This window comes from Mycobacterium rhizamassiliense (assembly GCF_900157375.1).
In the GTDB taxonomy this organism is placed as follows: Bacteria; Actinomycetota; Actinomycetes; order Mycobacteriales; family Mycobacteriaceae; genus Mycobacterium; species Mycobacterium rhizamassiliense.
The window spans coordinates 5,544,564-5,570,769 of the sequence record NZ_LT721901.1 but is presented as its reverse complement, the minus strand read 5'-3'; the positions used below and the strand labels follow the sequence as shown (position 1 = coordinate 5,570,769).

32 protein-coding genes are annotated in these 26,206 nt (G+C 68.2%); 14 read left to right on the top strand and 18 right to left on the bottom strand.

The window, feature by feature from the left end:
* Positions 1-27 precede the first annotated feature (27 nt).
* Positions 28-2,238 carry a sunset domain-containing protein gene (locus tag MRAB57_RS26335; RefSeq protein WP_425436790.1) on the top strand — a complete coding sequence of 737 codons (2,211 nt, stop codon included), beginning with the start codon at positions 28-30 and terminating at the stop codon, positions 2,236-2,238.
* A 40-nt stretch (positions 2,239-2,278) separates the two neighbouring features.
* Here MRAB57_RS26335 and lexA read toward each other — a convergent pair whose 3' ends face one another.
* Positions 2,279-2,983 carry a transcriptional repressor LexA gene (gene lexA, locus MRAB57_RS26330; RefSeq protein ID WP_077089952.1) on the bottom strand — a complete coding sequence of 235 codons (705 nt, stop codon included), beginning with the start codon at positions 2,981-2,983 and terminating at the stop codon, positions 2,279-2,281.
* A 289-nt stretch (positions 2,984-3,272) separates the two neighbouring features.
* Between lexA and MRAB57_RS26325 the strand changes: the two genes are divergently transcribed.
* The 3 genes from MRAB57_RS26325 (at position 3,273) to MRAB57_RS26315 (ending at position 4,932) form a co-directional block, all read left to right on the top strand.
* Positions 3,273-3,773, top strand: coding sequence for a LysM peptidoglycan-binding domain-containing protein (locus MRAB57_RS26325; protein ID WP_077089951.1), 501 nt, complete (start codon positions 3,273-3,275; stop codon positions 3,771-3,773).
* Between the two features lie 157 nt (positions 3,774-3,930).
* Positions 3,931-4,395, top strand: coding sequence for a transcriptional regulator NrdR (gene nrdR, locus MRAB57_RS26320; RefSeq protein ID WP_077089950.1), 465 nt, complete (start codon positions 3,931-3,933; stop codon positions 4,393-4,395).
* Positions 4,396-4,446: 51 nt separating this feature from the next.
* Positions 4,447-4,932: a peroxynitrite isomerase gene (locus MRAB57_RS26315; protein ID WP_077089949.1), complete on the top strand. Its 486-nt coding sequence runs from the start codon at positions 4,447-4,449 to the stop codon at positions 4,930-4,932.
* Positions 4,933-5,043: 111 nt separating this feature from the next.
* On the opposite strand, the gene MRAB57_RS26310 is transcribed toward MRAB57_RS26315, so the two are convergent.
* Both MRAB57_RS26310 and MRAB57_RS26305 read right to left on the bottom strand, forming a co-directional pair.
* Positions 5,044-6,075, bottom strand: coding sequence for an alpha/beta fold hydrolase (locus MRAB57_RS26310; protein ID WP_077090883.1), 1,032 nt, complete (start codon positions 6,073-6,075; stop codon positions 5,044-5,046).
* Positions 6,076-6,110: 35 nt separating this feature from the next.
* Positions 6,111-7,085: a proteasome assembly chaperone family protein gene (locus tag MRAB57_RS26305; protein ID WP_077089948.1), complete on the bottom strand. Its 975-nt coding sequence runs from the start codon at positions 7,083-7,085 to the stop codon at positions 6,111-6,113.
* 177 nt (positions 7,086-7,262) lie between these two features.
* Here MRAB57_RS26305 and MRAB57_RS26300 point away from each other — a divergent pair, with 177 nt between their 5' ends.
* On the top strand, positions 7,263-8,081 hold the full coding sequence (locus tag MRAB57_RS26300) for a trypsin-like serine peptidase (RefSeq protein WP_077089947.1): 819 nt from the start codon (positions 7,263-7,265) through the stop codon (positions 8,079-8,081).
* A 7-nt stretch (positions 8,082-8,088) separates the two neighbouring features.
* Here MRAB57_RS26300 and sthA read toward each other — a convergent pair whose 3' ends face one another.
* Positions 8,089-9,495, bottom strand: coding sequence for a Si-specific NAD(P)(+) transhydrogenase (gene sthA / locus MRAB57_RS26295; RefSeq protein ID WP_108638140.1), 1,407 nt, complete (start codon positions 9,493-9,495; stop codon positions 8,089-8,091).
* Positions 9,496-9,609: 114 nt separating this feature from the next.
* Between sthA and MRAB57_RS26290 the strand changes: the two genes are divergently transcribed.
* Positions 9,610-10,668 carry a DUF4192 domain-containing protein gene (locus tag MRAB57_RS26290; RefSeq protein ID WP_077089946.1) on the top strand — a complete coding sequence of 353 codons (1,059 nt, stop codon included), beginning with the start codon at positions 9,610-9,612 and terminating at the stop codon, positions 10,666-10,668.
* A 5-nt stretch (positions 10,669-10,673) separates the two neighbouring features.
* On the opposite strand, the gene MRAB57_RS26285 is transcribed toward MRAB57_RS26290, so the two are convergent.
* The 3 genes from MRAB57_RS26285 to MRAB57_RS26275 form a co-directional block, all read right to left on the bottom strand.
* Positions 10,674-11,369, bottom strand: a complete 696-nt coding sequence (locus MRAB57_RS26285) for an iron-dependent transcriptional repressor DtxR (protein ID WP_077089945.1) — start codon at positions 11,367-11,369, stop codon at positions 10,674-10,676.
* A 151-nt stretch (positions 11,370-11,520) separates the two neighbouring features.
* Positions 11,521-12,480, bottom strand: a complete 960-nt coding sequence (gene sigB / locus MRAB57_RS26280; RefSeq protein ID WP_077089944.1) for a sigma-70 family RNA polymerase sigma factor SigB — start codon at positions 12,478-12,480, stop codon at positions 11,521-11,523.
* Between the two features lie 149 nt (positions 12,481-12,629).
* Complete coding sequence (locus MRAB57_RS26275; protein WP_077089943.1) at positions 12,630-13,055, bottom strand: DUF3099 domain-containing protein; 426 nt, start codon at positions 13,053-13,055, stop codon at positions 12,630-12,632.
* Between the two features lie 58 nt (positions 13,056-13,113).
* On the opposite strand from MRAB57_RS26275, the gene MRAB57_RS26270 reads away from it, so the two are divergent.
* Positions 13,114-13,353: a DUF3039 domain-containing protein gene (locus MRAB57_RS26270; RefSeq protein WP_077089942.1), complete on the top strand. Its 240-nt coding sequence runs from the start codon at positions 13,114-13,116 to the stop codon at positions 13,351-13,353.
* Here the strand turns inward: MRAB57_RS26270 and MRAB57_RS26265 are convergent, their stop codons facing one another.
* Positions 13,354-14,361 (bottom strand): YihY/virulence factor BrkB family protein, encoded by a 1,008-nt coding sequence (locus MRAB57_RS26265; protein ID WP_077089941.1) that lies wholly within the window; start codon positions 14,359-14,361, stop codon positions 13,354-13,356.
* A gap of 66 nt (positions 14,362-14,427) precedes the next feature.
* The gene (locus tag MRAB57_RS26260; protein WP_077089940.1) at positions 14,428-14,613 is read right to left on the bottom strand and encodes a DUF7455 domain-containing protein; all 186 of its coding nucleotides are present in this window, start codon (positions 14,611-14,613) and stop codon (positions 14,428-14,430) included.
* Positions 14,614-14,771: 158 nt separating this feature from the next.
* On the opposite strand from MRAB57_RS26260, the gene MRAB57_RS26255 reads away from it, so the two are divergent.
* The gene (locus MRAB57_RS26255) at positions 14,772-15,140 is read left to right on the top strand and encodes a DUF952 domain-containing protein (protein WP_077090881.1); all 369 of its coding nucleotides are present in this window, start codon (positions 14,772-14,774) and stop codon (positions 15,138-15,140) included.
* Here the strand turns inward: MRAB57_RS26255 and MRAB57_RS26250 are convergent.
* The 4 genes from MRAB57_RS26250 to ppgK form a co-directional block, all read right to left on the bottom strand.
* Positions 15,116-15,502, bottom strand: a complete 387-nt coding sequence (locus MRAB57_RS26250; RefSeq protein ID WP_077090880.1) for a RidA family protein — start codon at positions 15,500-15,502, stop codon at positions 15,116-15,118. The genes MRAB57_RS26255 and MRAB57_RS26250 overlap by 25 nt on opposite strands.
* Positions 15,503-15,570: 68 nt before the next feature.
* Positions 15,571-16,431, bottom strand: a complete 861-nt coding sequence (locus tag MRAB57_RS26245) for a DUF4436 family protein (RefSeq protein WP_157900672.1) — start codon at positions 16,429-16,431, stop codon at positions 15,571-15,573.
* Between the two features lie 69 nt (positions 16,432-16,500).
* Entirely contained in the window at positions 16,501-18,006 is a 1,506-nt protein-coding gene (locus tag MRAB57_RS26240) for an RNA polymerase sigma factor (protein ID WP_108638007.1), read from the bottom strand.
* Between the two features lie 176 nt (positions 18,007-18,182).
* Entirely contained in the window at positions 18,183-18,986 is an 804-nt protein-coding gene (gene ppgK / locus MRAB57_RS26235; RefSeq protein ID WP_077089938.1) for a polyphosphate--glucose phosphotransferase, read from the bottom strand.
* Positions 18,987-19,099: 113 nt separating this feature from the next.
* On the opposite strand from ppgK, the gene MRAB57_RS26230 reads away from it, so the two are divergent.
* Entirely contained in the window at positions 19,100-19,978 is an 879-nt protein-coding gene (locus tag MRAB57_RS26230) for an inositol monophosphatase family protein (protein ID WP_077089937.1), read from the top strand.
* A 1-nt stretch (position 19,979) separates the two neighbouring features.
* Here MRAB57_RS26230 and cei read toward each other — a convergent pair whose 3' ends face one another.
* Positions 19,980-20,630 (bottom strand): envelope integrity protein Cei, encoded by a 651-nt coding sequence (cei, locus tag MRAB57_RS26225; RefSeq protein ID WP_077089936.1) that lies wholly within the window; start codon positions 20,628-20,630, stop codon positions 19,980-19,982.
* A 180-nt stretch (positions 20,631-20,810) separates the two neighbouring features.
* Between cei and MRAB57_RS26220 the strand changes: the two genes are divergently transcribed.
* Complete coding sequence (locus tag MRAB57_RS26220) at positions 20,811-21,113, top strand: DUF4193 domain-containing protein (protein ID WP_077089935.1); 303 nt, start codon at positions 20,811-20,813, stop codon at positions 21,111-21,113.
* A gap of 6 nt (positions 21,114-21,119) precedes the next feature.
* On the opposite strand, the gene MRAB57_RS26215 is transcribed toward MRAB57_RS26220, so the two are convergent.
* Complete coding sequence (locus MRAB57_RS26215; RefSeq protein WP_077089934.1) at positions 21,120-21,596, bottom strand: DUF3093 domain-containing protein; 477 nt, start codon at positions 21,594-21,596, stop codon at positions 21,120-21,122.
* A gap of 25 nt (positions 21,597-21,621) precedes the next feature.
* Here MRAB57_RS26215 and dut point away from each other — a divergent pair, with 25 nt between their 5' ends.
* Together dut and MRAB57_RS26205 are read left to right on the top strand one after the other, a co-directional pair.
* Positions 21,622-22,086, top strand: a complete 465-nt coding sequence (gene dut, locus MRAB57_RS26210) for a dUTP diphosphatase (RefSeq protein WP_077089933.1) — start codon at positions 21,622-21,624, stop codon at positions 22,084-22,086.
* On the top strand, positions 22,086-22,847 hold the full coding sequence (locus MRAB57_RS26205; RefSeq protein WP_173813971.1) for a DUF3710 domain-containing protein: 762 nt from the start codon (positions 22,086-22,088) through the stop codon (positions 22,845-22,847). Before dut ends, MRAB57_RS26205 begins: the two co-directional genes overlap by 1 nt.
* A gap of 27 nt (positions 22,848-22,874) precedes the next feature.
* On the opposite strand, the gene MRAB57_RS26200 is transcribed toward MRAB57_RS26205, so the two are convergent.
* Complete coding sequence (locus MRAB57_RS26200; protein ID WP_077089931.1) at positions 22,875-23,573, bottom strand: hypothetical protein; 699 nt, start codon at positions 23,571-23,573, stop codon at positions 22,875-22,877.
* A gap of 136 nt (positions 23,574-23,709) precedes the next feature.
* Between MRAB57_RS26200 and MRAB57_RS26195 the strand changes: the two genes are divergently transcribed.
* Together MRAB57_RS26195 and MRAB57_RS26190 are read left to right on the top strand one after the other, a co-directional pair.
* Entirely contained in the window at positions 23,710-24,078 is a 369-nt protein-coding gene (locus tag MRAB57_RS26195) for an OB-fold nucleic acid binding domain-containing protein (protein ID WP_077089930.1), read from the top strand.
* A gap of 2 nt (positions 24,079-24,080) precedes the next feature.
* On the top strand, positions 24,081-24,755 hold the full coding sequence (locus MRAB57_RS26190; RefSeq protein WP_077090878.1) for a DUF3159 domain-containing protein: 675 nt from the start codon (positions 24,081-24,083) through the stop codon (positions 24,753-24,755).
* On the opposite strand, the gene MRAB57_RS26185 is transcribed toward MRAB57_RS26190, so the two are convergent.
* Both MRAB57_RS26185 and MRAB57_RS26180 read right to left on the bottom strand, forming a co-directional pair.
* Entirely contained in the window at positions 24,752-25,426 is a 675-nt protein-coding gene (locus MRAB57_RS26185) for a potassium channel family protein (protein ID WP_077089929.1), read from the bottom strand. The genes MRAB57_RS26190 and MRAB57_RS26185 overlap by 4 nt on opposite strands.
* A 28-nt stretch (positions 25,427-25,454) precedes the next feature.
* Positions 25,455-26,138 carry a potassium channel family protein gene (locus MRAB57_RS26180; RefSeq protein WP_108638006.1) on the bottom strand — a complete coding sequence of 228 codons (684 nt, stop codon included), beginning with the start codon at positions 26,136-26,138 and terminating at the stop codon, positions 25,455-25,457.
* Positions 26,139-26,206: the final 68 nt, after the last annotated feature.

Sequence of the window (26,206 nt, the reverse complement as noted above, 5' to 3'; positions counted from 1 at the left end):
AGGCATATCCGTCGGCTGGGAGGCTGGGTGAACGGCCAGATAGGTCCACTGCGCAAGGTCATTGGGCGCGCGCTGGTCAGCTTGGCTGCGACGGCTGTGGCCGCCGCATTGCTGGCACCTGCCGCTTTGGCGTCTCCGATCGGCGACGCCGAGGCCGCCATGATGGCCGAGTGGACCAAGGCCGGTGGCGATACCTCACCGCTGGGCCCGCGAAAAGGTGACGTTTATCCCGCCGGGGAAGGCTTCGCGCTGGACTTCGACGGCGGCAAGATGTTCTACACCACGGCCACCGGAGCGAGATGGATTTACGGGCCGATTCTGGACAAATACGAGATGCTCGGCGGCCCCGCGGGCAGCGATCTGGGATTCCCGACCATCACTGAAGTTCCCGGACTGGCCGGACCCGACAGCCGGGTGGCGACTTTCTCGGCCAGCGATAAGCCGGTGATTTTCTGGACGCCTGACCACGGCGCGTTCGTGGTGCGCGGCGCGCTGAACGCGGCCTGGGACAAGCTCGGCAGCTCGGGCGGCGTGCTCGGCGCCCCGGTCAGCGACGTGACCTATGACGGCGAGGTTTCCTCGCAGAAGTTCACCGGCGGCCAGATCTCCTGGAACCGTAAGTCCAAGGACTTCACCACCGAACCGCCGACCCTGGCCGACCAGCTGAAGGGCCTGCAGGTCGCGATCGATCCGGCCGCGGCCATCAACATGGCGTGGCGCGCGGCGGGCGGCACCGGCGGTCCGCTGGGCGCTAAGCAGGGCAGTCAGTATCCGATCGGCGACGGGATCGCCCAGAACTTCGCCGGCGGCAAGGTGTTCTTCACCCCGGCCACCGGGGCCAACGCCCTCGAGACCAACATCCTGGCCAAGTACGAGGCGCTGGGCGGGCCCGTTAGCAGCGACCTCGGTTTCCCCACCGCCAACGAGTCCGACGGCGGTCTGGGGCCCTCGAGCCGGATCGCGACGTTCGCCGCGGCCGACAAGCCGGTGATCTTCTGGACCTCCGACCACGGCGCATTCGTCGTGCGCGGCGCGATGCGGACCGCCTGGGACAAACTGCGCGGCGCCAGCGGCAAGCTCGGGGCGCCGGTGGGCGACCAGGCCGTCGACGGCGACGTGATCTCGCAGAAGTTCACCGGCGGCAAGATCTCCTGGAACCGCGCGAAGAACACGTTCTCCACGGACCCGGCGAACCTGGCGCCGTTGTTGTCGGGCCTGCAGGTGTCGGGCCAGAACCAGCCGAGCGGGACGGCGCTGCCGGCCCACGCCAAGAACTGGCTGTCCTGGCACTGGTGGTACCTGCTGGCCATCATCCCGCTGCTGGTCCTGATCGTGTTGTCGGTGTTCCTGGCGTTGCGCTGGAGCCGGCGGCGGTCGAGCCGTGAGCCCGAGCCCTACCTGCTCGACGGCGAAGTGAACGGCGCCGGCTACGACGACACCGGGGAACCCGGCTGGGGCCCCGACTACGCCGAAGCCGCCACGGAAAACTATCGGTTCGGCGATTCGGCCGAGGAGCAGCCGCCGGACGCGGCGTCCGCAGCGGCCGGTCACTGGCCGCACGCCGCCTACCAGGCGGGCGACGACGAACATAGTTGGACCGCAGGCGAATTCATCGACGAAGAACCCGCCGAGCAGGACGATCCCGACGCGGTGGACACCGATTCCATCCCCGTCGCGACCGAGGAGGAGCTCGCCGAGGCCGGCTATCCCGACGCGGGCCCCGACGACGCGTCGGAGGCCGCGTACGCCGAGGGGGATTACCCCGAGGCCGCGGGAACGGACGACGCGTACGCCGAGGTCGTCGGCCCGGACGACGCCTATGCGGATGCCGCGGAAGTCGATTCCCCGGAGACGGCCCAGCCCGATGCTGTCGCGACCGATGCCGACTTCCCGGACGTGGCCGTGCCGCGTACGTCTCCGGATTTCGCGGCCGCGGGTGCCGCCGCGGCGGCCGCCGCTTCGCGATCGGGGCGGCATGCGGCCGCCGACGCCGATGACGACGACGAGGCGGATTTCGCGGCGGCGGGCCTGGTGGCGCTGGCACCGGCTGGGCGCCCGACGATTCACCTGCCCCTGGACGACCCGTACCAGATACCCGACGGGTATCCCATCAAGGCCAGTCCGCGCTTCGGGCTCTACTACACCCCCGACAGCGACCTGTACCACGACACGCTGCCCGAGATCTGGCTGTCCAGCGAGGAAGCCGCGGTAGCGAACGGCTTCATCAGGGCCGACTGAGCCCGCACCCGTGCGCGATTGCGCCGGGGGGCGTCCGGCGTCAGACCTTGCGGATCACCGTGACGACCTTGCCGAGCACGGTCGCTTCGTTTCCGGGAATGGGATCGTACGCGGGGTTGTGCGGCATCAACCACACCTGACCGTTCGCGCGCTTGAAGGTCTTGACCGTGGCCTCGCCATCGAGCATGGCCGCGACGATCTCGCCGTTGTCGGCGACGTTCTGCTGCCGCACGACCACCCAGTCGCCGTCGCAGATCGCGGCCTCGACCATCGAGTCGCCGACGACCTTGAGCAGGAACAGCGTGCCCTCGCCGACCAATTGGCGGGGGAGCGGGAAGACGTCTTCGACGGCTTCCTCGGCGAGGATCGGCCCACCGGCCGCGATGCGCCCGAGCACGGGAACGAAGGTGGGTTCGGGCAGGGCGTCCGAGCCCGCGACGTCGGTGACCGGCGCTGCCGGCGCGGCGTGGTCGTCGGCGCCGCGAACGTCGACGGCGCGCGGTCGGTTCGGGTCGCGGCGCAGATAGCCCTTGCGCTCGAGGGTGCGCAGCTGGTGGGCCACCGACGAGGTCGACGTCAGGCCGACGGCGTCGCCGATCTCCCGGATGCTCGGCGGGTAGCCGCGGGTCGTCACCGACTCCCGGATGACGTTGAGGATGGTGCGTTGCCGCTCGGTAAGCGATGTATCCACGGAATGCAGCCGGGCGCCTGCGCCGGCGGCTGAGGTGTCGTTGCTGTCGCTCATGGCACTGAATGTAGCGGCCCAGCGCCCGAGAATCAAACATGTGTTCGACTCGCGTGTCGCCCCGGCGCGCCGCTCGGTTTCGGCGCAAGAGCTGCGGAATAACAAAGGTGTAACTCTTGTCAAGATCGGGTACTTGTGCTTCATGCGAACGAAAGCGACTGGCGAGTTCTGTCGGTGGCGAGGTCTAGCGTTTGGCGTGCGACACGCTTCGCTTAAATGTTCGAATGTCGAACACACGAGCGATACAGTCGAACACACGAGCGAGTTTTACCCGACCGGAGGAACGCACATGACACTCATCCACACCGTCTCACCGCGTACCAGCGACGCCCGGCGGCCGATCAACACCCTCACCGAGGGCACGTACTACGACCGCGAGCGCGTCGTGCGCGCCCGTAGGCCCGTCTCGTCGCGGCCCGCTGACCTGCGCATGCGCTATCAGGGCACCGGCGTCGCGATGTCGAAAGCCCCACACCGGCGCGGGCGTCCGGCCTCGCTGATGACCACGCTGGGGCTGGCCTTGCTGGCCGGGGTCATCACCGTGTGGCTGGGCCTGATCGCCAACCTGGGCGAGATGGCCAACGGCGTCTCCGGCAACTCGGCCACCGCCGCGGTGCCGGACAAGCTCGCCGTCGTCCGGGTCGAACCGGGTGAGTCCCTGCAGGACGTGGCGCACCGCGTCGCGCCCGATGCGCCCGCCCGTCAGGTGGCCCAACGTATCCGCGAACTCAACGACCTGAACTCGCCGGCACTGGCGGCCGGACAGACGCTGATCGCCCCGGTCGGCTGACGCCGCCTGCGCGTGGCGCGAAAACCGCTCTACGCCAAGGCGCTTCGGATCCTGCGACGGCGAGCGCGCCCGTGTCATGGCCATATTGGCCCGGCGAGGGAGCGCACGGGTACGCTCGGAGTGTTCCGCGAGGTGTCGGCACGGCGAAGGAGCAGTCATGCACTGTCCGTTCTGCCGTCATCCCGATTCCCGGGTGATCGACTCGCGGGAAACCGATGAAGGCCAAGCGATTCGGCGCCGCCGGTCCTGCCCCGAGTGCGGGCGACGTTTCACCACGGTCGAGACCGCCGTCCTCGCGGTCGTCAAGCGCAGCGGCGTCACCGAGCCGTTCAGCCGCGAAAAGGTAATGAAGGGCGTCCGCCGTGCCTGCCAGGGCCGGCAGGTCGACGAGGACGCCCTGAACCTGCTCGCCCAGCAGGTGGAAGACACCGTGCGCGCGGCCGGCTCACCCGAAATCCCCAGCCACGAGGTGGGCCTGGCGATCCTGGGCCCGTTGCGCGACCTCGACGAGGTCGCGTACCTGCGGTTCGCCTCGGTATACCGGTCCTTCACCTCGGCCGACGATTTCGAACGCGAGATCGAGGCGCTGCGCAAACATCGTGAGGTATCGGCCCCGAGCTGACGGCCGCGGCGCCCGCCCGGGATGACCGGTGCGCGGGACTAGGCTGGTCGCATGGCCCCGGAGTTGCATCCCAACCTCGACGCGCTATCGCCGCTGCTGGGTACCTGGGCGGGCCAGGGCGCGGGCAAATACCCGACGATCGAGCCCTTCGAGTACTACGAGGAAGTCGCGTTTTCCCATGTGGGCAAGCCATTTTTGGTCTACGCGCAAAAGACCAAGGCCGTCGCCGACGGCAGGCCGCTGCACGCCGAGACGGGATACCTGCGGGTGCCGGGCCCAGGGCAGGTCGAGCTGGTTCTCGCCCACCCCAACGGCATCAGCGAAATCGGCGTGGGCAGCTATTCGGTGACCGGTGATCTGATCGAAATCGAGCTGGCCGCAGCGACGATCGGGCTGACGCCGACCGCCAAAGAGGTGAGCGCCCTGGGTCGTTCCTTTCGCATCGCCGGCGACGAGCTGTCCTACCTGCTGCGGATGGGCGCGGTCGGGCAGCCGCTGCAGGATCACCTCACCGCGGTGTTACACCGAAAGGTTTGACCTCTCGGCTCAATTCGGGTGTCGCACACCGTCATTGACGACGCGGCCGGCCACCCGAACCCAGCCCCCGGGGCTCCAGGTGGTCTGTACGGCCGGGGTCAAGCCAATTGTCTAAGTCGCGCTGCGCTCGTCGGACCCCATGGCGTTGAGCACCGCGACACGCGTGTCGACCGGGCCGGTCACATTCTGTTCGCCGCTTCCGGAGCGCAGCAGTCCGCGCAGCGCGGTCTGGTCGTACTGAGCGGGCTGGGTGGTGTCGATAAAGCGCTGCACGACGTCGATGAAGCGGGCCGGGTCTTCGTGGAAGGGGAAGTGGCCCGCGCCCTCGAAGATCTCCAGCCGCGAGCCGGGCATCGCCGCGTGTGCCATCCACGCGTGCCGGACGGGGACGACGACATCCTTTGTGCCCCAAACGATCTGTGTCGGAATGGCCTCGGCCAGGTAACAGCGGTCCAGGAAGGTGACGATCTGCCCGCGCCAGTCCACCACCGCGCGCAGGGTGCGGCTGAACGCCGACGAGGCCGTCGGCTCCGGCAGGTCGTCCAGGATTCGCAGCACGTTGGGCAGGTCGCGGCCCAGGCCGGTCGAGCCGATCGCGACGCCCGCCAGCCGCCCGGCCAGCTGCACCGCGGGCAGCACCAGCGGCAGCCGCAGTAGTGCCAGCGCCTCGGCGCCGATCGGCAGCGAGGCCAACCGGAAGGCGACGTTGACGTCCTTGGTGACGCCACCGGCGGCGACCAGGATGATCCGATCGACCAAATGCGGGAACTGGTAAGCGAATTGCATCGCCACCCCGCCGCCGAGCGAATGGCCGACGATGGTCACCCGCTCGATGTTGAGCACGGACAACAGGTCGCGCATCCCGTTGGCGTAGCCGGCGACGGAGTAGTCGGCGCGCGGCTTGTCGGAGCGGCCGTGGCCCAACAGATCCGGGGCGATCACCGTGAATCGCTGGGCAAGCTTGGCCTGCACGGCATTCCACGTCGTGGAGTTGTCGCCGATGCCGTGAATCAGCAGGATCGCCGGCCCAGAACCGGCGATGCGGTACGCCCGCTTGTACCCGTGGATGGTGCGGAATTCGAGCCTGGGAGTGGTCACTTCGCGCACCGGGCGAAGATTGCTCTTGCGCTTGCGCTCGGTCATCTCGCCAACTTCGCTATCGGGCCGGCCCATCATGCTCAAGCCGGGTCGTCGTCGTCGCGCCTCTTCTCCGCCTGCTGGGCGAGGAATCGCTCGAATTCGGCGCCAAGTTCGTCGCCGCTAGGCAGGTCCTCGTCGCGTGCTAGTAACGACCTGTTCTCCTGAGCGTCGATGAACGCATCGTACTGGCGCTCCAGTGCGGCCACCACTTGAGCGACCTCGGCGCTCGCCTCCACCTGCTCGTCGATCTTGGCCCGAATATCGGTGGCCGCCTCGGTCAACGCCATCAGCGGCAGGTCCAGCGACGCGGTCTTGGCAACCTGCTCGAGCAGCGCCTGGGCGGCAGCGGGGTAGTCGGTCTGCGTCAGGTAATGCGGGACGTGCACGGTGAACCCGACGACCTCGTGGCCGTGCTGGCCCATTCGGTATTCCAGCAGGTTCGACGCGCTGCCGGGGACCTGGATCTCCGAGATCCAGGGCTGGAAATCGGCGATCAGCTCCTTGTTGTTGGAATGCGCGGTCAGCGTGGTGGGGCGGGTGTGTGGGACGGCCATCGGGACGGTGCCCAGGCCGATGGTCTGCCGCACGCCCAGCCGCTCGGCCAGCAGGCGCACCGCGGTGATGAAGCGCTCCCACTTCAGGTCGGGCTCCAGGCCCGCCAGCAACAGGAACGGCGTGCCGACGCTGTCGCGCAGCGCGTACAGGCTGAGCTCCGGGTCGTCGTAGCTGGTGAAGTGGTCGGTTTTAAAGGTCATCAGCGGCCGCCGCGAGCGGTAGTCCAGCAACTCGTCGATGGCGAAAGACGCGACCAGTTCGGTGTCCAGGGCCCCCTTCAGGTGGCCGGCGGCCAGCCGTATCGCGTGACCGGCGTCGGAAAACCCCTGCAAAGCGTGTACCAGCACAGGGCCGCGGCCGTCGGACGTCACCAGATGGGGCGCGGGAAACTCGAGTTCGTACATGCCGACCTGCTCCGGCTGGTAGTAACCGTCGTCGGGGTCTTGGTGGTGGGACATCGCGGCCGCCTCCTCTCGGGGGTTCCTCCAGGGTGCCCTAAGCAGTGTCTCGCAAAATCAACGGGCACCAGTAATCGAAACGCGATGCGGTCCAGCGCTAATCCCAGCAAACCAGTCGCAGGGCGCGACGCGTTGAATTCCGCTTGCCAGCATGCGGTCGGGCATGATGGGAGCACGATGCGGATCCCGATGTTGGTGCTATGCCCGGTGGTTGGCCTGCTGACGTTGATGGCGTCGTGCAGCCGGCCGCCGATCCACGCACACCCGATAACGGCGCCGCAACCTCACAGCGGCGGGGAGGTGCAGCACCTCGGTCAGTGGGACCCCGGCGACGTCGCGGGCCCGGTCGACCCGGATCGCCGGGTCGGGGCGATCTACCTGGACGGCGGCACGCAGCACGTGTGCACCGGCTCGGTGCTGCATTCGCCGGCCGGCAACCTGGTGCTGACGGCCGCGCACTGCCTGGCCGGAGCCGCCCAGATCACCTTCGTGCCCGGTTTGTCCGGTACCACCCCGCCCGCCGATCTGTGGACGGCCGACATGGTCTATCTGGATCCGCGCTGGTTGGCCAGCAAAGACCCGCACGCCGACTACGCCATCGCGCGGGTCAACAGCGAGCACAGCGGTTCGGTGGAGTCGCATGCGGGGCTGGCGCTGACTCTGGGCCCGGCGCCCCCGCCCGGCAGTCACGTCACGGTGGTGGGTTATCCCACCGGGGTGGGTGGCTCGCCGATCGGCTGTCAGGGCAGGACCGCGATCACTGACGGCGACTTTCCGTCGCTGGTCTGCCAAGGGCTCGTCGGGGGCACCAGCGGCGCCCCGTGGGTCAGCGGGACCACGGTCATCGGGGTGGTCGGTGGCTACGAGCGGGGTGGGTGCGCCGAAAACGTCTCGTACTCCGCGCCATTCGACGGACACATCACCGACCTGCTGACCCGCGCCGAAGCGGGTGGCCCGGGCGATCCCATCCCCGTCGATCTAGACGACCCCTGCTAGCAGTCGCTCAGCGGCGGAACTGCTGCAGCGCCCGCACCTTGTTCATCACGTCGAGCGCGGCCACCTTGTAGGCCTCGGAGAATGTCGGGTAGTTGAACACCGCGTCGACCAGATACTCGACCGTGCCGCCGCAGCCCATCACGGCCTGCCCGATGTGCACCATCTCGGTCGCGCTGGTGCCGAAGATGTGCACGCCGAGCAGCCTGAGGTCCTCGGTGGACACCAGCAGCTTGAGCATGCCGTAGGAATCGCCGGCGATCTGGCCGCGGGCCAGCTCCCGGTAGCGCGCGACACCCACCTCGTAGGGCACCGATTCTTTGGTCAGCTCGACCTCGGTGGCGCCCACGTAGGAGATCTCGGGGATGGAGTAGATGCCGATCGGCTGCACATCGGTGATGCCCTCCACGGGCTCACCGAATGCGTGGTAGGCCGCCAGCCGGCCCTGCTCCATCGACGTCGCGGCCAGCGCGGGGAAGCCGATCACGTCGCCGACGGCGTAGATGTGCTCGACCTTGGTCCTGAACTTGTCGTCGACCCAGATCCGTCCGCGGCCCTCGGTCTCGAGGCCCGCGTTCTGCAGGTCGAGGTGGTCGGTCTGACCCTGGCGCCCGGCCGAATACATGACGGTCTCGGCGGGGATCTGCTTGCCGCTGGCCAGGGTGGTGATGGTGCCGGCCGCGCCGACGTCGACGGCGGTCACCTCCTCGCCGAACCGGAACGTCACCGCCAGGTCGCGCAGGTGGAACTTCAGCGCCTCCACGACTTCTGGGTCGCAGAAGTCCAGCATGTCGCCGCGTTTTTCCACGACGGTGACCTTGGTGCCCAGCGCGGCGAACATCGAGGCGTACTCGATGCCGATCACCCCGGCACCCACCACGACCATCGAGGCCGGCAGCGTCTTGAGGTCGAGGATGCCGTCGGAGTCGAGCACGCGGTCCTCGTCGAACTCGACCCCGGACGGACGGGCGGGCCGGGTGCCGGTGGCGATGACGACGTATGTGGCGCTGACGGTTAGCTTTTCGCGACGGCTGGGGTCTTCGATCTCGATGGTGTGCGGGTCGACGAACCGGCCGTGCCCGACCAGCAGGTCGACGCGGTTGCGCATCAGCTGGTTTCGCACCACGTCGATTTCCTTGCCGATCACGTGCTGCGTGCGGGCCAGCAGATCGGCCGGGGTGATCTTTTCCTTCACGCGGTAGCTCGCGCCGTACAGTTCGCGCTGGCTCATCCCGGTGAGGTATAGAACCGCCTCGCGCAACGTCTTTGACGGGATCGTGCCGGTGTTGACGCAGACGCCGCCGAGCATCTGGCCGCGTTCGACGATCGCCACGGACTTGCCGAGCTTCGCCGAGGCGATGGCGGCCTTCTGCCCGCCCGGCCCCGAACCGATGACGACGATGTCGTACTCCTGCATCGAACCCATGGTGTAGACGATAAAGCCCACAGTCGAGACTTTCTCCACAGACGGCCGGCTCAATTGCGTTGCGCGAACGCGGTCTGACGGTGGCGGCCGTCAGCGTTGGGCCTCATGACGACGCATTCGCCTGATTTCGAACTGGATCGCCCGGCCGCGCTGATCGCCGCGCTACCGGCCGTTCTCGGCTTCGTTCCGGAAAATTCATTGGTCCTGGTGTCGTTGGGCGACGGCGAGCTGGGGGCGGTGCTGCGCGTCGACCTCACCGACGACATCGTCGACCGCGTCGAACACCTCGTCGAGGTCACCGCCGCCGCGACGCCCGAGGCCGTCATCGCCGTGATCGTCGACGCCGAGGGCGCGGACTGCCCGCAATGCGCCGAGGACTATCGGCAGCTGTGCGGCGTGCTCGCAGAGGCGTTGGCGCAGCAGGACATTGAGCTGTGGGCGGCGCACGTGGTGGATCGCGTCGCGGTCGGCGGGCGCTGGCGTTGCGTGGATGGCTGCGGGTCGGGCGGCGCGGTCGACGACCCGTCGGCGTCGCCGTTGGCCGCCGCGGCGGTGCTGGAAGGGCGGCGGCTCTATCCGCGCCGCGCCGACCTGCAGGCCGTGATCGCCGCCGACCCGTCGCGCGGGGCGGCGCTGTCCGCCGCGCTCACCCGGCAGGCGGCCGCGCGGGCCGTCGCGCATCGGGCCGATCCCGCCGCGTGCGGCCGCCGCGACGTGGAGCACGCGATCGCCGCCGCGGCCGATGTGGCCGAAGGGCGGGTGCTGCCCGACGCGGAGCTGGCCGAGCTGGGCTGCGCGCTGGACGACGTGGCTGTGCGCGACACGCTGTATGCCCTCGCCGTCAGCGAGACGGCCGGCCAGGCGGAGGCGTTGTGGTCGCTGCTGGCGCGAATCCTGCCCGCGCCGTGGCGGGTCGAGGCGCTGGTGCTGCTCGCGTTCAGCGCCTACGTCCGCGGCGACGGGCCGCTGGCGGGCGTGTCGCTGGAGGCCGCGCTGCGCTGCGAACCGGATCACCGGATGGCGGGCATGCTGGACACCGCGTTGCAGTCCGGCCTGCGGCCCGAGCAGATTCGCGAACTCGCGATCACGGGATACCGCATCGCCAAGCGGCTGGGGGTGCGGCTACCGGCGCGGCGGCCGTTCGGCCGACGGGCGGCGGGGTAGGGGTGTCAGACCTTCTCGACCTTGACCGCGTGCGCCATTTCGTGCGGCAGCGTGACGTTCTCGTGGCCGGGGATCAGGATGGTCACGCCGGTGCCTGCGGGGCTGGTCTCGACGGTCACCCTGGCGTTGGGGACGACGCCGGCGTCCTTGAGCCGGGCGATCAGGTCGATGTCGCCCTGCACGTGCTCGGTGAGCTGACGGACCACCACCGCGACGGGGGAACCCGCCGGCAGCTCCGTCAGGCGGACCAGGTTGGCCTCGTCGGCGCCGGAGTCCGGGCCCACACCCAGGTCCAGCAGGCCCGGGATCGGGTTCCCGAACGGGGACGTGGTGGGGTGGTTGAGCACCTTCACCAGCCGCCGTTCGACGTCCTCGCTCATCACGTGTTCCCAGCGACACGCCTCGGCGTGCACCTCTTCCCACGGCACCCCGATGACGTCGACGAGCAGACGCTCGGCGAGGCGGTGCTTGCGCATCACGGCGATCGCGAGGGTGCGGCCCTTCTCGGTGAGTTCGAGGTGGCGGTCGCCGGCGACGTGGAGCAGCCCGTCGCGCTCCATCCGGGACACGGTTTGGCTGACGGTCGGCCCACTTTGTTCGAGCCGCTCGGCGATGCGGGCCCGCAACGGCGTTACGCCCTCTTCTTCGAGGTCGTAGATGGTCCGCAGATACATCTCGGTGGTATCAACCAGGTCGTTCATCCAGCACCCTCCATTGACGCTGAGTCTACTTGGCCGTACACCGAAATGCCCTGAAGGCTGCCTACACAAGCAGTATGCCCGCCGCGTTTCGCGGCGGGCATACTGCTACCCGACTTTGCCAGGGCCGAACCCCTACGGGCGGCCCGGGATGTCAACTCGCGTACGACCGCAACCGATCGGCGCGCTCGCCGTTGCGCAGCTTGCACATCACGTCGCGCTCGATCTGACGCACCCGCTCGCGGGACAGGCCGAACAGCTTGCCGATCTGGTCCAGCGTGCGCGGCTGACCGTCGTCCAGGCCGAACCGCAACCGGATCACTTGGTGCTCGCGCTCGTCGAGCGTGGCCAGCACGCTGCGGATGTCGGTGTGCAGCAGCTCGGAGATCACCGCGTTCTCCGCGGACATCGCCTCGGAGTCCTCGATGAAGTCGCCCAGCGGGGCCTCTTCCTCGGAGCCGACCGGCATGTCCAGGCTCACCGGGTCGCGGCTGTGCTCGAGCAAGTCGTTGATCTTCTCGACCGGGATGCCGGACTCGTTGGCCAGTTCCTCGTCGGTGGCCTCGCGTCCGAGGTTCTGGTGCATCTCACGCTTGATCCGGGCCAGCTTGTTGACCTGCTCGACCAGATGGACGGGCAAGCGGATGGTGCGGCTCTGGTCGGCCATGCCGCGGGTGATGGCCTGGCGGATCCACCACGTGGCATATGTCGAGAACTTGAATCCCTTTGTGTAGTCGAACTTTTCCATCGCGCGGATCAGCCCGAGGTTGCCCTCTTGGATCAGGTCCAGCAGCGGCATGCCGCGACCGGTGTAGCGCTTGGCCAGCGACACCACCAGGCGCAGGTTGGCTTCCAGCAGGTGGCGGCGCGCCGCCTGACCGTCGCGCACGACGGCCTCCAGATCGCGTTTCCGGTTCTCCCCGAGGCGCTTCCGCGTTTCCAGGAGGTGAGCGGCATAGAGCCCCGCCTCGATGCGCTTGGCGAGTTCCACCTCGCCGGCGGCGTTGAGCAATGCGGTCTTACCGATCCCGTTCAGGTAGACGCGAACCAGGTCCGCTGCGGGGCTTTGGGCATCCAGATCGCCGTCAAATCTGCTTGTGCTGGCGTTCGCCATAGCGACCTCCCGGTTGGCTTGTTGCTGTCATGTTGTTCAACGATGAATCAGCCCAGAGAGTTCCCACGCTTTCGTCATCTCACACGCCTTGACGTGCAGAAATGTGCCGAGGACCTGAGAATGTCCTGAGAAGTGCGGGGAGCCGACGGTTAGTCGGAACCGCCGTCGTACTTGAAGGCCCGCGGGCCGGGTTGCGGCGCCGGTTCTTCAGCGGCCTCGATCGCGCGCCGCTCGGCCCGCGGGAACAGCTGGGTGCGGTGGCGGTCGTCGTCGAACCGCCGGGGTTCGTCGCGCCGCCGCGGCGGGCGGTCGTTGGCGATCAGCACGGCCATCCACGGCAGCGGCAGCGACAGGGCGATGATCGCCAGGGAGATCAGGCCGTTGTGCCACGCGCCGTAGGCGAGCGCGGCCAAAATCAGCGCAGGCACCCGGAAGGACATCAACGTCATGTACTTGCGCACCCTCGCGCGATGTTGTTCTTCATACGAGGGCTCGGCGGCCGTGATGAGTACCGGGCGGCCATTGTCGTCGAACCCCAGATCGGAGTCCCGCTTCATCCCTCCACTGTCCCACACGTGATCGATTCCGGCTCAGCCGGTTTTGCGGCGCGACCGGCGGTGCACAATGTCAGGTATGGACACCCAGACGATCGAGCGCACCGATACCGACGAACGCGTCGACGACGGGACCGACAGCGACACGCCGAAGTACTTCCACTACGTCAAGAAAGACAAGATCGCCGAGAGCGCGGTGATGGGCAACCACGTAGTCGCGTTGTGCGGGGAGGTTTTTCCGGTGACGAAGGCGGCGAAGCCGGGTTCACCGGTGTGCCCGGAGTGCAAGCAGATCTACGAACGGCTCAAGAAGGGCTGATCAGGGCGGCGGTTCCGCCGGCGCGACTTCTCGATTCTGCGTCGCCGGATTGGTCGTCACGGGATTCGACAGCGACGCCACGGTGCGTTTCAGCGCGGGCGAACGCGAGAACAACCAGTTGCGCAGCCGGTGGGCGTGCGTGCGGGGGGCGGGGAATTCCTCCTGGATCGCGGCGTTGAGTTCCGCGCCCAGCATGATCGCGAAACCGCCGAAGAAGGCGAACAGCAAGAAGGCGATCGGCGTGGACAGCGCGCCGTAGGTGTAGCCGGTGCTGGTGATCCAGCCAAGGTAGATCCGCAGGCCCAGGGTGGCGATGATGAAGACCGCGGTCGCCAGCATTGCGCCGAATACGAGCCGGTGTGTCGGCAGCGGCTCGGGCAGCGACACCCGATACAGCAGCATGATCCCGAACATCAGGCCCAGGACCAACACGGGGTAGTAGCCGTAGTGCAGGAAGTTGGCCAGGCCGACCGGGATGTGCTCGCTCAACTCCCGCGGGCCGATCACCGCGATCGGGGCGGTCACCACCACGCCCATCAGCATCACGACGTAGAGGAACAGCGCGAAGAAGCGCTGCCGCACCGGGTGGCGCAGCGGCGTCTGGTCGTGGGCCTCGACGACGGAGTCGACGAACGCCGACATCGCCGACGAGCCCGCCCACAACGACACCAGGAAACCCAGCGAAATCACGTCGCCGCGCGCGTGCGCGGTGATGTCCCGGATGGTCGGTTCGATGATCTCGTTGACGACGCTGGGGGAGAAGAAGCTGTGCGCCGCCGAGATCGCGCTGTGCACGACGCTCGCCAGCGCGTCGGCTCCGAACAGGGGCGCCACGTAGGCGAGGCTGCCCAGCATTCCCAGCAGTAGCGGCGGGGTGGACAACGCCGACCAGAAACCGGCTTGCGCCGATTCCGAGAAGATCGAGTCGTCCCAACTTTTCGAAAGGGTCCTCAGCGAAATTCGCCGGATGTGATGGCGCGACGGCTTTGCGGCGACCTGCTCACTCATAGGAGTCCAGCATTACCGATAACTACTCGCACGCCTCACATTGTCGCCCGGGCGAGTTCGGCACACTCAGCTTCCGCTGACCTCCAGCACGGCGGCCAGTTCGGTCAGCCTCGCCTCGTGCTCGTTGGCGTGATGCTGGCAAAAGAGAAGCTCAGCTCCAGAAGGCAGCTTGGCGCGGACACGAGCGGCAGCACCGCAGCGGTCGCAACGGTCTGCTCTGGTCAGCTCGGGACTGGTCAAAGTTGCATTCATTGGCTTCTCCCGTTCTCGTTCATTCACTCTCTCAGACGTATGGGGTTTTGGCGTTGTTCCCCGATCGTTATCGGGTGTGTCGTTTCTCACGAGTTTTTCGTTGCCCTCGCGACGGCGCCCTAACGTAGCCATACGTGGCTTCCAATCCCGAAGTACTCATGCACATGTGTGGAATACACGACTGGTCACGAGCTCAAACCAGCGGTTTCATCACAGCCGACGCGCCCGGGGCCGGCGGTGCGAACGAGTTCATCCACCTGTCGACACCCGAGCAGGTGCATTTGCCGGCCAACCGACTCTTCCGCGGCCGCGACGACCTCGTGCTGCTGCATATCGACCCCGCCCTACTGGACTCGCCGGTTCGTTGGGAACCGGGAGTGCCAACGGATCCGGAGTCGATGCTGTTCCCGCATCTGTACGGCCCGCTGCCGGTGACCGCCGTCCTTCGCGTCACCGCGTACCGGCCGGGCCCGGACGGCGGCTTCGCGCCCGCCGCGGGGGCTCAGGACGCCGGGGACTCCACGTAGGCGTCGACTTCGATCTCCACCATCAGCTCGGGCGCGATCAGCGCCGAGACCTCCACCATGGAGGCCGCCGGGCGTATCTCGCCGAAGACCTCGGCGTGCACGGCGCCGACCTCGCGCCACCGCGAGATGTCGGTCACGAACATGCGGGTGCGGACCACGTCGGTCAGTGTTGCTCCGGCCTGGTGTAGCGCAATTTCGATGCGGCGCAATGCATCCCGCGTCTGCTCGGCGATGTCGCCGGCCGGCCCGGCGCCCGTCGTCCCGGCCACCGCCACGTACGGACCGACCCGCACGGCGCGCGAATAGCCGACGGTCGACTCGAATTCGGACCCGGAGGAGACCAGCTTGCGGTTGGCTGTCATGCGGTCACGGTAGCGGTCCTCGGCGGTCGCGACGATGTGATCGCGAAACATCCTGCAGGACAATCGGTTCAGTTGCGGCGGATGCGGAAAACCAGCATCGCGACCAGGCACAGTCCGAGCACCAGCTCGCACCAGAAGAAGGACAGGTAATCGGTGAGCGCCCCGACGGCCGGCGCGTTGGGCATCGAGTTGCGCACCGCCGAAAAGGAAAACAGGAGGACACCGAGGAACGAGATGAACGTGCCGTCGACGGGCTTGTCGCTGCGAATCTGGTTCGCGGTGAGCAGCACCGCCAGGATCGTCAACGCCCACATCAGCAACACGATGAAGACCGCGAAGATCCATGTCGAAGGCGCGCGTCCCACGCTGATCGTCAGGTCGTTGCCCTCGTTCGGTTCGCGCGGCGGGTTGCCGATGTCGATGCTGTAGCCGTGCACCGACCCCCCGGCGAGCAGCACCGTCGGGACGGGGGCGCCGTCGGGGGTCAGGATGCGCACGCTGAAGAGCGCTGAGTAGCTGTCGAAGGGGTATTGGCTGACGTCGCCGGATGACAGCGCGACGGGCAGCGTCTGCGAGGTCATCAGTCCGCCCGCGGCAAACGATTCATCCACCAGACCAGCGCCGCCGACGGCGACGACTCGGACGTTCTTGGCCAGGAAGACGCCGTCCTGCGCGAAGCGTCCCTTCGGCTCGAATTCCAGGTCCACCACCAACTGGTCATCGGTGGGACTGATCTTTTGGATGTCGGCATGGATGCGGATGCCGTCGCGCAGGTTGCTGTCGCCATTGATTCCCGATGCGTGGCCCGCCTGCTCGAACGAGACGGCGGTGACGGTCAAGACCGCCAGGAACGCGGTTGCGGCGAGCAGTACGAGCGAACGTCGGCGATGCGCTACCGGAACAGTTTTGACGCCGGTGTCGACAGCCACGCCCACACCGTAAACGAGTCAACCGCAACGGGTGCGCCGACGATTGAACGGCGGCTGAACAGCTCCGAACTAATCGAGGTAGTCGCGCAACACCTGAGAACGGCTGGGGTGGCGCAACTTTGACATCGTCTTGGACTCGATCTGGCGGATGCGCTCACGGGTCACGCCGTAGACCTGACCGATCTCGTCCAGGGTGCGCGGCTGGCCGTCGGTGAGACCGAACCGCAGCCGTACTACTCCCGCTTCGCGCTCCGAGAGCGTCTCGAGCACCGACTGCAGCTGGTCCTGCAGCAGCGTGAAGGACACCGCGTCGACGGCGACCACCGCTTCGCTGTCTTCGATGAAGTCACCGAGCTGGCTGTCGCCCTCGTCGCCGATGGTCTGGTCCAGCGAGATGGGCTCGCGGGCGTACTGCTGGATCTCCAGCACCTTCTCCGGCGTGATGTCCATTTCCTTGGCCAGCTCTTCGGGCGTGGGCTCGCGGCCCAGGTCCTGCAGCAGCTCGCGCTGGATGCGGCCAAGCTTGTTGATCACCTCGACCATGTGCACCGGGATGCGGATGGTGCGGGCCTGATCGGCCATGGCGCGGGTGATCGCCTGGCGGATCCACCATGTCGCGTAGGTGGAGAACTTGTAGCCCTTGGTGTAGTCGAACTTCTCGACCGCGCGGATCAGGCCCAGGTTGCCTTCCTGGATCAGGTCCAGGAACGCCATGCCGCGGCCCGTGTAGCGCTTGGCCAGCGACACCACCAGTCGCAGGTTGGCTTCCAGCAGATGGTTTTTCGCGCGGTCGCCGTCGCGGCAGATCCACATCATGTCGCGGCGCTGGGCGGCGGGCAGCTTGTCGCCGCGCTCGACGAGCTCGGACATCAGCTGGGTGGCGTACAGACCGGCCTCGATCCGCTTCGCCAGCTCAACCTCTTCCTCGGCGTTGAGCAGCGCGACCTTACCGATCTGCTTGAGGTAGGCGCGCACGGAGTCCGCGGATGCGGTGAGTTCGGCGTCCTTGCGGGCCTGCCGCAGCGCCTCGGATTCGTCCTCGTCCCAGACGAAATCGCCGGAGGCCTTGTCCTTTTCGGAGGGCTCGGCGATCTCCTCGTCCTCCTCGGCCGGTGCTTTAACGGCGGCCTTGGCGGCGGGGGCGGCCTCGGCGTCATCGCTGTCGTCGCCGTCGGAGGCTTCGGCCGCGGAAGCCTCGCCCTCGGCGTCCTCCTCGAGGTCGTCGAGGGCCAAGTCGCCGTCGATGTCGATGTCTTCGCCGGGCTCCGCTTCGAGGTCGGGCTCGCCGTCGAGGTCTTCGGCGGCGCCGTCGGCGTCCAGGGGTTCGGCGTCGGGATCGTCCTTGGCGCCCTTGGCGGCCTTGGTGCGGGCCGACGGCGCCTTGACGGCGCGGGCCTTCTTCTCGGTGCCTTCGGCTTCGGCTTCGGTCTTGGCGGCACCTGGTGCCGCCTTGGTGGCGCGCTTTGCGGGTGCGGAGCCGTTGGCGGCCTTGGTCGCCGGCCGCTTGGCGGGGGACTTCGTGGCAGTACCCTTCACCGGCTCATCGGTTGCCGGACTGGTCTTGGTCGCTGCCACTTACACCCCTTCGGTCGGACTCACTTTCGGTGGGTTTGGGCATGGATAACCGAAAGTGTCTGCTATGTCGAATGTCGGCGTGGATATCAGCGTGAACCTTCACACACTGTCAGTCGGGCCGTCGCCGTGAACCATTGTAACGACAGTGCGGGGTAGTGCCGCCCCACCGGCAAAAATCAGTGCGTCACGTCGGCCGTGGACGCCATCGCCGCGCCCACGATCCCGGCGCTGTTGAGCAGGGCCGCGGGCACCACCGGAGTGCGATTTTTCAGCAGCGGCACCCACTTGTCGGACCTGCGGCTGATGCCGCCGCCCGCGATGAACAGATCGGGCGACAGGGCGTTCTCCACGGCGATCAATACCCTGGTCACCTCCTTTGCCCACCGTTTGTAGCTCCACTTTTTCTTCTCTTTGACCGACGACGCCGCGCGCTTCTCGGCCTCTTTGCCGCCCACCTCGAGATGCCCGAATTCGGTGTTGGGTATCAGCTTGCCGTTGTGAATGACCGCGGATCCGATTCCGGTCCCGAACGTCAGCAGCACGACGAGTCCGGAATTGTCTTTGCCCGCGCCGTAGCGTTCTTCGGCGAGGCCTGCGGCGTCGGCGTCGTTGAGCACCGTCACCGGCTGGCCGTCCAGCTTGGCGGCGATGATTTCGCGGGCGTCGGTGCCGAGCCATTTCTTGTCGACGTTGGCCGCCGTCCGGACGATGCCGTGGGTGACCACGCCGGGGTAGGTCACTCCCAGCGGGCCGGTCCAGCCGAACTCCTTGACGACGGCCGCGATGGTCTCGGCGACGGCGGTCGGGGTGGCGGGTTGCGGCGTCAGCAGCTTGTACCGGTCACCGATCAGCGTCCCGGTGTCCAAGTCGACGATGCCGCCCTTGATTCCGCTGCCGCCGACGTCGATGCCGAAGCCGCGACGTTGCGCGGAGGCGGTGACAATCCCGGGCGTATCCGTGCTCGAGTCGGTGCTGGTCATGAATCTCCTCGGCGGGATTTTGGCTGTCCCTCACCTTAGCTGGCGGCCCGGCGGACGGGCGCGAGGCGATCGGCCGGTCTCCGCGGCGGCGGCCGCTGTGATGCGATGGACCGGTGACGCGACCTGAGGACCGACCGGCGCTGCTGCGCTCGGTGGCCGAGACGCTGGCCACCGAGGCGGCCGAGTTCGTGCGGCGGCGCCGCGCCGAGGTGTTCGGCGTGCACGCGGGTGACGCCGGCAGCGACGCCGTGCGGTCCAAGAGCACTCCGACCGACCCGGTTACCGTCGTCGACACCGAAACCGAACGGCTGCTGCGCGACCGACTGGCCCAATTACGGCCCGGGGATCCGATTCTCGGCGAGGAGGGTGGCGGACCCGCGGCGGCCGCGTCCGAAGGGGCGGTCACCTGGGTGCTCGATCCCATCGACGGCACCGTGAATTTCGTCTACGGCATCCCTGCCTACGCGGTTTCGGTTGGGGCACAGCGCAATGGCGAATCGGTGGCGGGTGCGGTCGCCGATGTCGTCGGTGGCCGGGTGTACTCGGCGGCGAGCGGCCTCGGCGCCCACGTCACCGACGCCCAGGGGCGGCACGCGCTGCGCTGCGCGGAGGTCGACGACTTGTCAATGGCGTTGTTGGGCACCGGTTTTGGCTATGCGCCCGGGCGGCGCGCCAGGCAGGCGGAGCTGCTCGCGCGGGTGTTGCCGGTGGTTCGCGACGTGCGCCGCATCGGTTCGGCGGCGCTGGACCTGTGCATGGTCGCGGCCGGACGCCTCGACGCCTACTACGAGCATGGGCTGCAGGCGTGGGACAGCGCGGCGGGCGCGCTGATCGCGGCCGAGGCGGGCGCCCGCGTGGTGCTGCCTGTGCCGAATGGGCCGGACGGGGTGGCGGGCGCCGCCGGGCTGGTGCTGGCCGCCGCGCCGGGAATCGCCGACCAGTTGCTGGCGGCGCTGCGGGAATTCGGCGGCCTGGAGCCGATCCCGGACTGAGTCAGCAGGCGCTGGAGTGAATCTTCGACAGCAGCGCGGGATCCGACGGCTCGGTGGCGCCCGGCTTCAGGGTGGCCAGCACGGCGTCGATGTCGTCGTTGTGGGCCAGCGAGGTGAACTCGGTGCCCAGGGCCAGGTCGACGGAGTCGTCGGCGCGGTTGTCGTTGAACAGCTCGGTGCACGGCGCCACCAGCCACACCGCGGCCGCGGTGGCCTGCCCGGCGGTGCCGAACCGGATCTGGCCCTGGCAGGTCAGCCGCGTGCCGGCGTAGATGGGGTCGTTCGTCGCGGCGGGCTGGGCAAAGCCCAGATCCTTCATCGCCCCGGCGACGTCGCCGGCCTGCCCGCCGCGGCCGCTGGCGTTGAGGACGCGGACCTTGGTGTCGGCGAGTTTGGCCGGTGACACGTCGGCCATCGCGGAGCGCGACATCTGCTCACCGAGCTGGGCCGGTGCCCCTGAAGCCTGTTGCGGCGGCGGGTTGCACGCCTGCACCTCGTGGACCTTCGCCGGCCGCGTCAACGCGACGACCCACACCACGCCCGTCACCAACACGAGGAAGACCAGCACGAAAATGGCCGGCCGGGGGTTGCGGCGCCGGAAGGGACGACCGTGTTTGTCGAATGCTGTGCCCTCTGTGATTTGCGCGACCACATGGGCACTCTAGCTGCATGCAAATCCGCTGTTTGAAGCCGAACGTAGGGGTCAAATCGGGTGTGTGACGCAAATCACAACTTTCTGGACCTCGATCTGGGCACGAATCATTTGGTGGATGCGTTCGACGCTGGTACAAAGCGTTGCTTGAGGTAACGCAGGCATGTGAGGGGATTTGGAATGCCTACCGACTATGACGCCCCGCGGCGCACCGAGACGGACGACGTCTCGGAAGACTCGCTGGAGGAGCTCAAAGCACGACGTAACGAGGCGGCGTCGGCCGTCGTCGACGTCGACGAAACCGAGACCGCCGAGTCTTTTGAACTGCCTGGCGCCGACCTCTCAGGTGAGGAACTGTCGGTCCGAGTGATTCCGAAGCAGGCCGACGAGTTCACCTGCTCGAGCTGCTTCCTGGTGCAACACCGCAGCCGCCTCGCCAGCGAGAAGAACGGCGTGCAGATCTGTACGGACTGCGCGGCCTGAGATCGGTCAGCTGCGCAATGCCGACAGCACCCGCTCGGGGCGACGGCAACTCACCAGCCAGTACGGCGTCGGGTCGTCTGGGTCATCGAGGACGACGAGAATCATCGTCGAGACCCATGCGCGATGCAGCACATAGGCCGCCGGATCGAGTTGCCGTCCCAGCGCCGCTGACTTTGCGGAGCGCGCGATCTCGGCGGATCGGGCGATCGCAGTGACCGGCAAATGCGCTGGGCCAGCCCATAATTCGACACCGCCCTCGCCGGCGGTCACCCGGATCTCGACGCGGCCGAGCCACAGCAGCGCACCGGCCGCCACCGTGAACAACGTTGCATACGGCAACCACTCGGGGAGCGTCTTGACACCCAGATTGACTTCGACAGCGATCAACGTCGCCAGCGCGAAGGCCGGTGGCCACCACCACCACGGGACCCACAACCGCTCGCGATATCGCACGCTGTGCGGCGCGACGCGCGTATCTGACACGCGGTCAAGGGTAGTCTGTGGCCCCGTGCCGACCAGTCTCGCCGTTGTCCGCCTTGATCCCGAACTGCCGCTGCCCAGTCGCGCCCACGAGGGCGACGCCGGGGTGGATCTCTACAGCGCAGAAGACGTCCGGTTGGACCCCGGACACCGTGCTCTGGTGCGAACCGGTGTCGCGGTCGCCATCCCGTTCGGGATGGTCGGATTGGTCCACCCGCGTTCGGGATTGGCGTCGCGGGTGGGGCTTTCGATCGTCAACAGCCCGGGCACAATCGATGCGGGCTACCGCGGCGAGATCAAGGTGGCCCTGATCAACCTCGATCCCACTGAGCCGATCCAGGTGCATCGCGGCGACCGCATCGCCCAGCTGCTGGTGCAGCGGGTCGAATTGGTCGAGCTGGTCGAGGTCTCGTCGTTCGACGAGGCCGGGCTGGCCGAAACATCCCGTGGCGACGGTGGCCACGGTTCCTCCGGCGGACATGCGAGTTTGTGATGGCACTTGGAAGACGTTCAGGCAATGACGACGCGGCCGCCGACGAGCCGGTAGTGGCGCCGGACGACGTGGCGGCGGCCGCCGACCCCGTCGATGACGAGTTCGACGAGGACCTCGAGGGCCCGTTCGACATCGAGGACTTCGACGATCCCGCGGTCGCGGAGCTGGCCAGGCTGGACCTGGGTTCGGTGCTGATCCCGATGCCCGAGGCCGGTCAGCTGCAGGTCGAGCTGACCGAGACCGGGGTGCCCAGCGCGGTCTGGGTCGTCACCCCCAACGGCCGTTTCACCATCGCCGCCTACGCCGCACCCAAGACCGGCGGTCTGTGGCGCGAGGTGGCCGGCGAGCTCGCCGAGTCGCTGCGCAACGACTCGGCACAGGTCAGCATCAAGGACGGTCCGTGGGGCCGCGAAGTGGTCGGCACCGCCTCCGGCGTGGTGCGCTTCATCGGCGTCGACGGCTACCGCTGGATGATCCGCTGCGTCATCAACGGCCCGCAGGAGACGATGGAGGAGCTGGACGCCGAGGCGCGAACGGCGTTGGCCGACACCGTCGTTCGCCGCGGCGACACGCCGCTTCCGGTGCGGACGCCGCTGGCGGTGCAGCTGCCCGAGCCGATGGCCGAGCAGCTGCGGGAGGCCGCCGCGGCGCAGCAGGCCCAGCAGCAGGGGGAGGCCGAGGAGCCGCCCGCCGAGCCGGCCGCCCGGCGCAGCGTCGACGGATCGGCGATGCAGCAGCTGCGCACCACCACCGGCGGCTAGGGCGGAAGGCCCGCATCGCCCCGGGGCCTAGATGTCGCCCAGCGCGGCCAGGCACGCGGCGCCCAGCGCCGCGGTGTTGGCACCGATCTCGTCCAGCGTCACCGTTCGCAGCGCCGCGCGCGGCGCGGCCTCGACCCAGTCGAGGCCGGCCCGCAGCGGGTGAATCGTGTCGTCGACCGCCGAGACGACCGCCAGGGGCGCGGCCAGCCGGCCGAGCTCGACGGTAGTGGGCGCGACGTAGCCCGCCGCCTCTTCCATGGCGTCGGGCAGGTGCGGCCACTGCGCGCGCCACGACCGGGCCAGCTCGCCGGCCAGCCAAGGCGGGCTGGACGCACGCATCTGCGCGGTCGTCGCCTCGAGGCCGTCGGCGCGAAGTTGCGACGCCGAGTACCGGGCCGCCAGGGCGGCCGGCGCCGAGCCGGGCGCGCCGGCCCACGCCGGCAGGGCCGCGAGGACCGCGACGGTGTGATCGGGATGCGCCAGCGCCCACGCGAGGGCGACCGCGGCGCCGATCGACACGCCGCCGACACAGATCGGGCCGTCGCGCGCCGCGTCGTCGAGCGCCGCGCGGTAGCCGTCGACCAGCCGCCGCGGGTCCGGCGGCGGTGCCACCAGCAACGCCCCGACGGCGCGCAGCGGGGCAGAAAATGCGCGGCAAACGTAGTCGTCGTCGGATCCGGTCCCGGGCAGCAACACCGTTGTGACACCGCGCAGATCGACAACCACTCCCTGATCCTGCCCGCCGAAACCGGGAGTCCAAAATCACGTTTCATTGGATTGGCGCCGGGGAACCAACGGGTTTACCGTGTCCGTTGGCATGGATGAGAGCGCCGGAGCTTTACCAGCATTGTCAGGAGTCGCCATGGGGGCCCAGAGTTATCTGCGCCGGCTCACCCGTCGGTTAACCGAGGACCCGGAAGAGCTCGACTCCGAGGAATTGTCCGACGAGGTCGCCAGCACCGGCGCGCAGCGCGCAATCGATTGCGAGCGCGGCCAAGAGGTCACGATGGTGGGCACGCTGCGCAGCGTCGAATGTAACGGCAAGAACTGCGCGGGCGGTGTCCGCGCCGAATTGTTCGACGGCAGCGACACCGTCACCCTGGTGTGGTTGGGACAGCGCCGCATCCCCGGCATCGACTCGGGCCGCACGCTTCGGGTGCGGGGCCGGATGGGCAAGCTGGAGAACGGAACCAAGGCGATCTACAACCCGCACTACGAAATTCAGCGTTGACGCTGCCCGATAGCGCACGAAGCCGCGTGAGCCCCGACCGCCTGCTGGAGCAGCTGGGCGGAATCAGTGGGCTGATCTATTCGTCGCTGCCCGTCCTGGTTTTCGTGGCGGTGTCCAGCCTGTCGGGCTTGCTGCCCGCGATCGGCTGCGCGCTCGGCGTCGCCGCGCTGGTGTTGGTGTGGCGACTGATCCGGCGGGAATCGACGCAGCCGGCGTTTTCGGGGTTCGTGGGGGTCGCCATCTGCGCGCTGGTCGCCTACGTGGTCGGGGCGTCCAAGGGCTACTTCCTGCTGGGCATCTGGATGTCGCTGCTGTGGGCCGTGGTGTTCGCGGCGTCGATCCTGATCCGGCGGCCGGTGGTGGGCTACCTCTGGAGCTGGGCCGGCAGCCGCGACCGGAGCTGGCGCGGCGTGCCGCGCGCCGTCTACGCCTTCGACGTCGCCACGCTGTGCTGGACGCTGGTCTTCGGCGCCCGGTTCGTGGTGCAACGGCTCCTCTACGACGCCGACCAGACGGGTTGGCTGGGCGTGGCCCGCATCGCGATGGGCTGGCCGCTGACCGCGCTGGCCGCGCTGCTGACCTATGTGGCGATCAAGGCAGCCCAGCGCGCCCTTGACGTCGTCGTCGCCGTCGACGGCGCCGCGGCCCCGCTCGACAAGGACATCGCCCGCGACTAGTCGGGCGGCGCGACCGCGGGCAGCAGCAGCTTGCTCAGGTCCTCTTCGGCCTCGGTGACCGCGACGAACAGCAGCTCGTCGCCGCCCTCCAGCGGCTCGTCGCCCTCGGGCACGATCACGCGCGGCCCGCGCAGGATCGTCACCAGCGCGACGTCCCGGGGCAGCTGCAGCCGGCGCACCGGCTTGCCGCCCCACGGGGTGTCGTCGGGCAGCGTGATCTCGACCAGGTTGGCCTGACCCTTGCGGAATTCCATGAGCCGCACCAGATCGCCGACGGCGACGGCCTCCTCGATCAGCGAGGCCAGCATGCGCGGGGTGGACACCGCGACGTCCACGCCCCAGGCGTCGGTGAACAGCCACTCGTTGCGTGGGTCGTTGACCCGGGCCACGACTCGGGGCACCGCGAACTCGGTCTTGGCCAGCAGACTGAGCACCACGTTGACCTTGTCATCGCCGGTCGCTGCGACGACCACGTCGAAATCCTCCAGGTGCACCGACTGCAGCAGGCTCAGCTCGCAGGCGTCGCCGAGCCGCCAGTGCGCGGCCGGGATCGCGTCGACGTCGATGTGGTCGGGGTTGCGCTCGATCAGGGTGATGTCGTGGTTGTTTTCCACCAGCTCACGGGTGACCGAGCGCCCGACGGCGCCCGCCCCGGCGACAGCTACCTTCATGCGCGCCGCTCCTGTGTTCCGCTGGAGGTCATCGCCCTGCTTCCGAATCGAGGTCTTCGCTGGGTGGCAGCGCGGCGATCGCTACCGCCTCGGCGGCGCGGCCCGATATGGCGGCGATGTAGACCTGGTCTCCAGCCTGGATGACGGTCTTCGGTTCCGGCAGGATGCCCGTGCCGAACCGGATCAAAAACGCCACCCGCGCGCCGGTGGCCTGCTCGAGGTCGGTGGCGCGGTGCCCGGCCCAGTCCTCATGCAGTTCGACCTCGGCGACGGCGACGGTGCCGGTGGGGTCGCGCCACTTAGCGGTTTCGCTCTCCTTCGTCAAGACGCCGAGCAGGCGGTCGGTGGTCCAGGGCACCGTGGCGATCGTCGGGATACCGAGCCGCTCGTAGACCTCGGCGCGCTTGGCGTCGTAGATCCGGGCGACGACGCGGTTGACGCCGAATGTCTCGCGGGCCAGGCGGGCCGAGATGATGTTGGAGTTGTCCCCCGAGGACACCGCCGCGAACGCGTCGGCCTCCTCGATACCGGCCTTCAGCAGCACATCCCGGTCGAAGCCCTGGCCCAGCACCCGCTCGCCGGCGAAATCGGGGCCGAGCCGGTTGAAGGCGGTGCTGTCGCGGTCGATCACCGCGACGTCGTGCCCGATTCGCGACAGGCCGTCCGCCAACGAAGAGCCGACGCGGCCGCAGCCCATCACCACCACCCGCACTTCAGGTCCTCCCGCTGGGTCCTGTCGGTGTCACTCCATCGGCAAACTTGTGTGGCCAGCCGATTTCC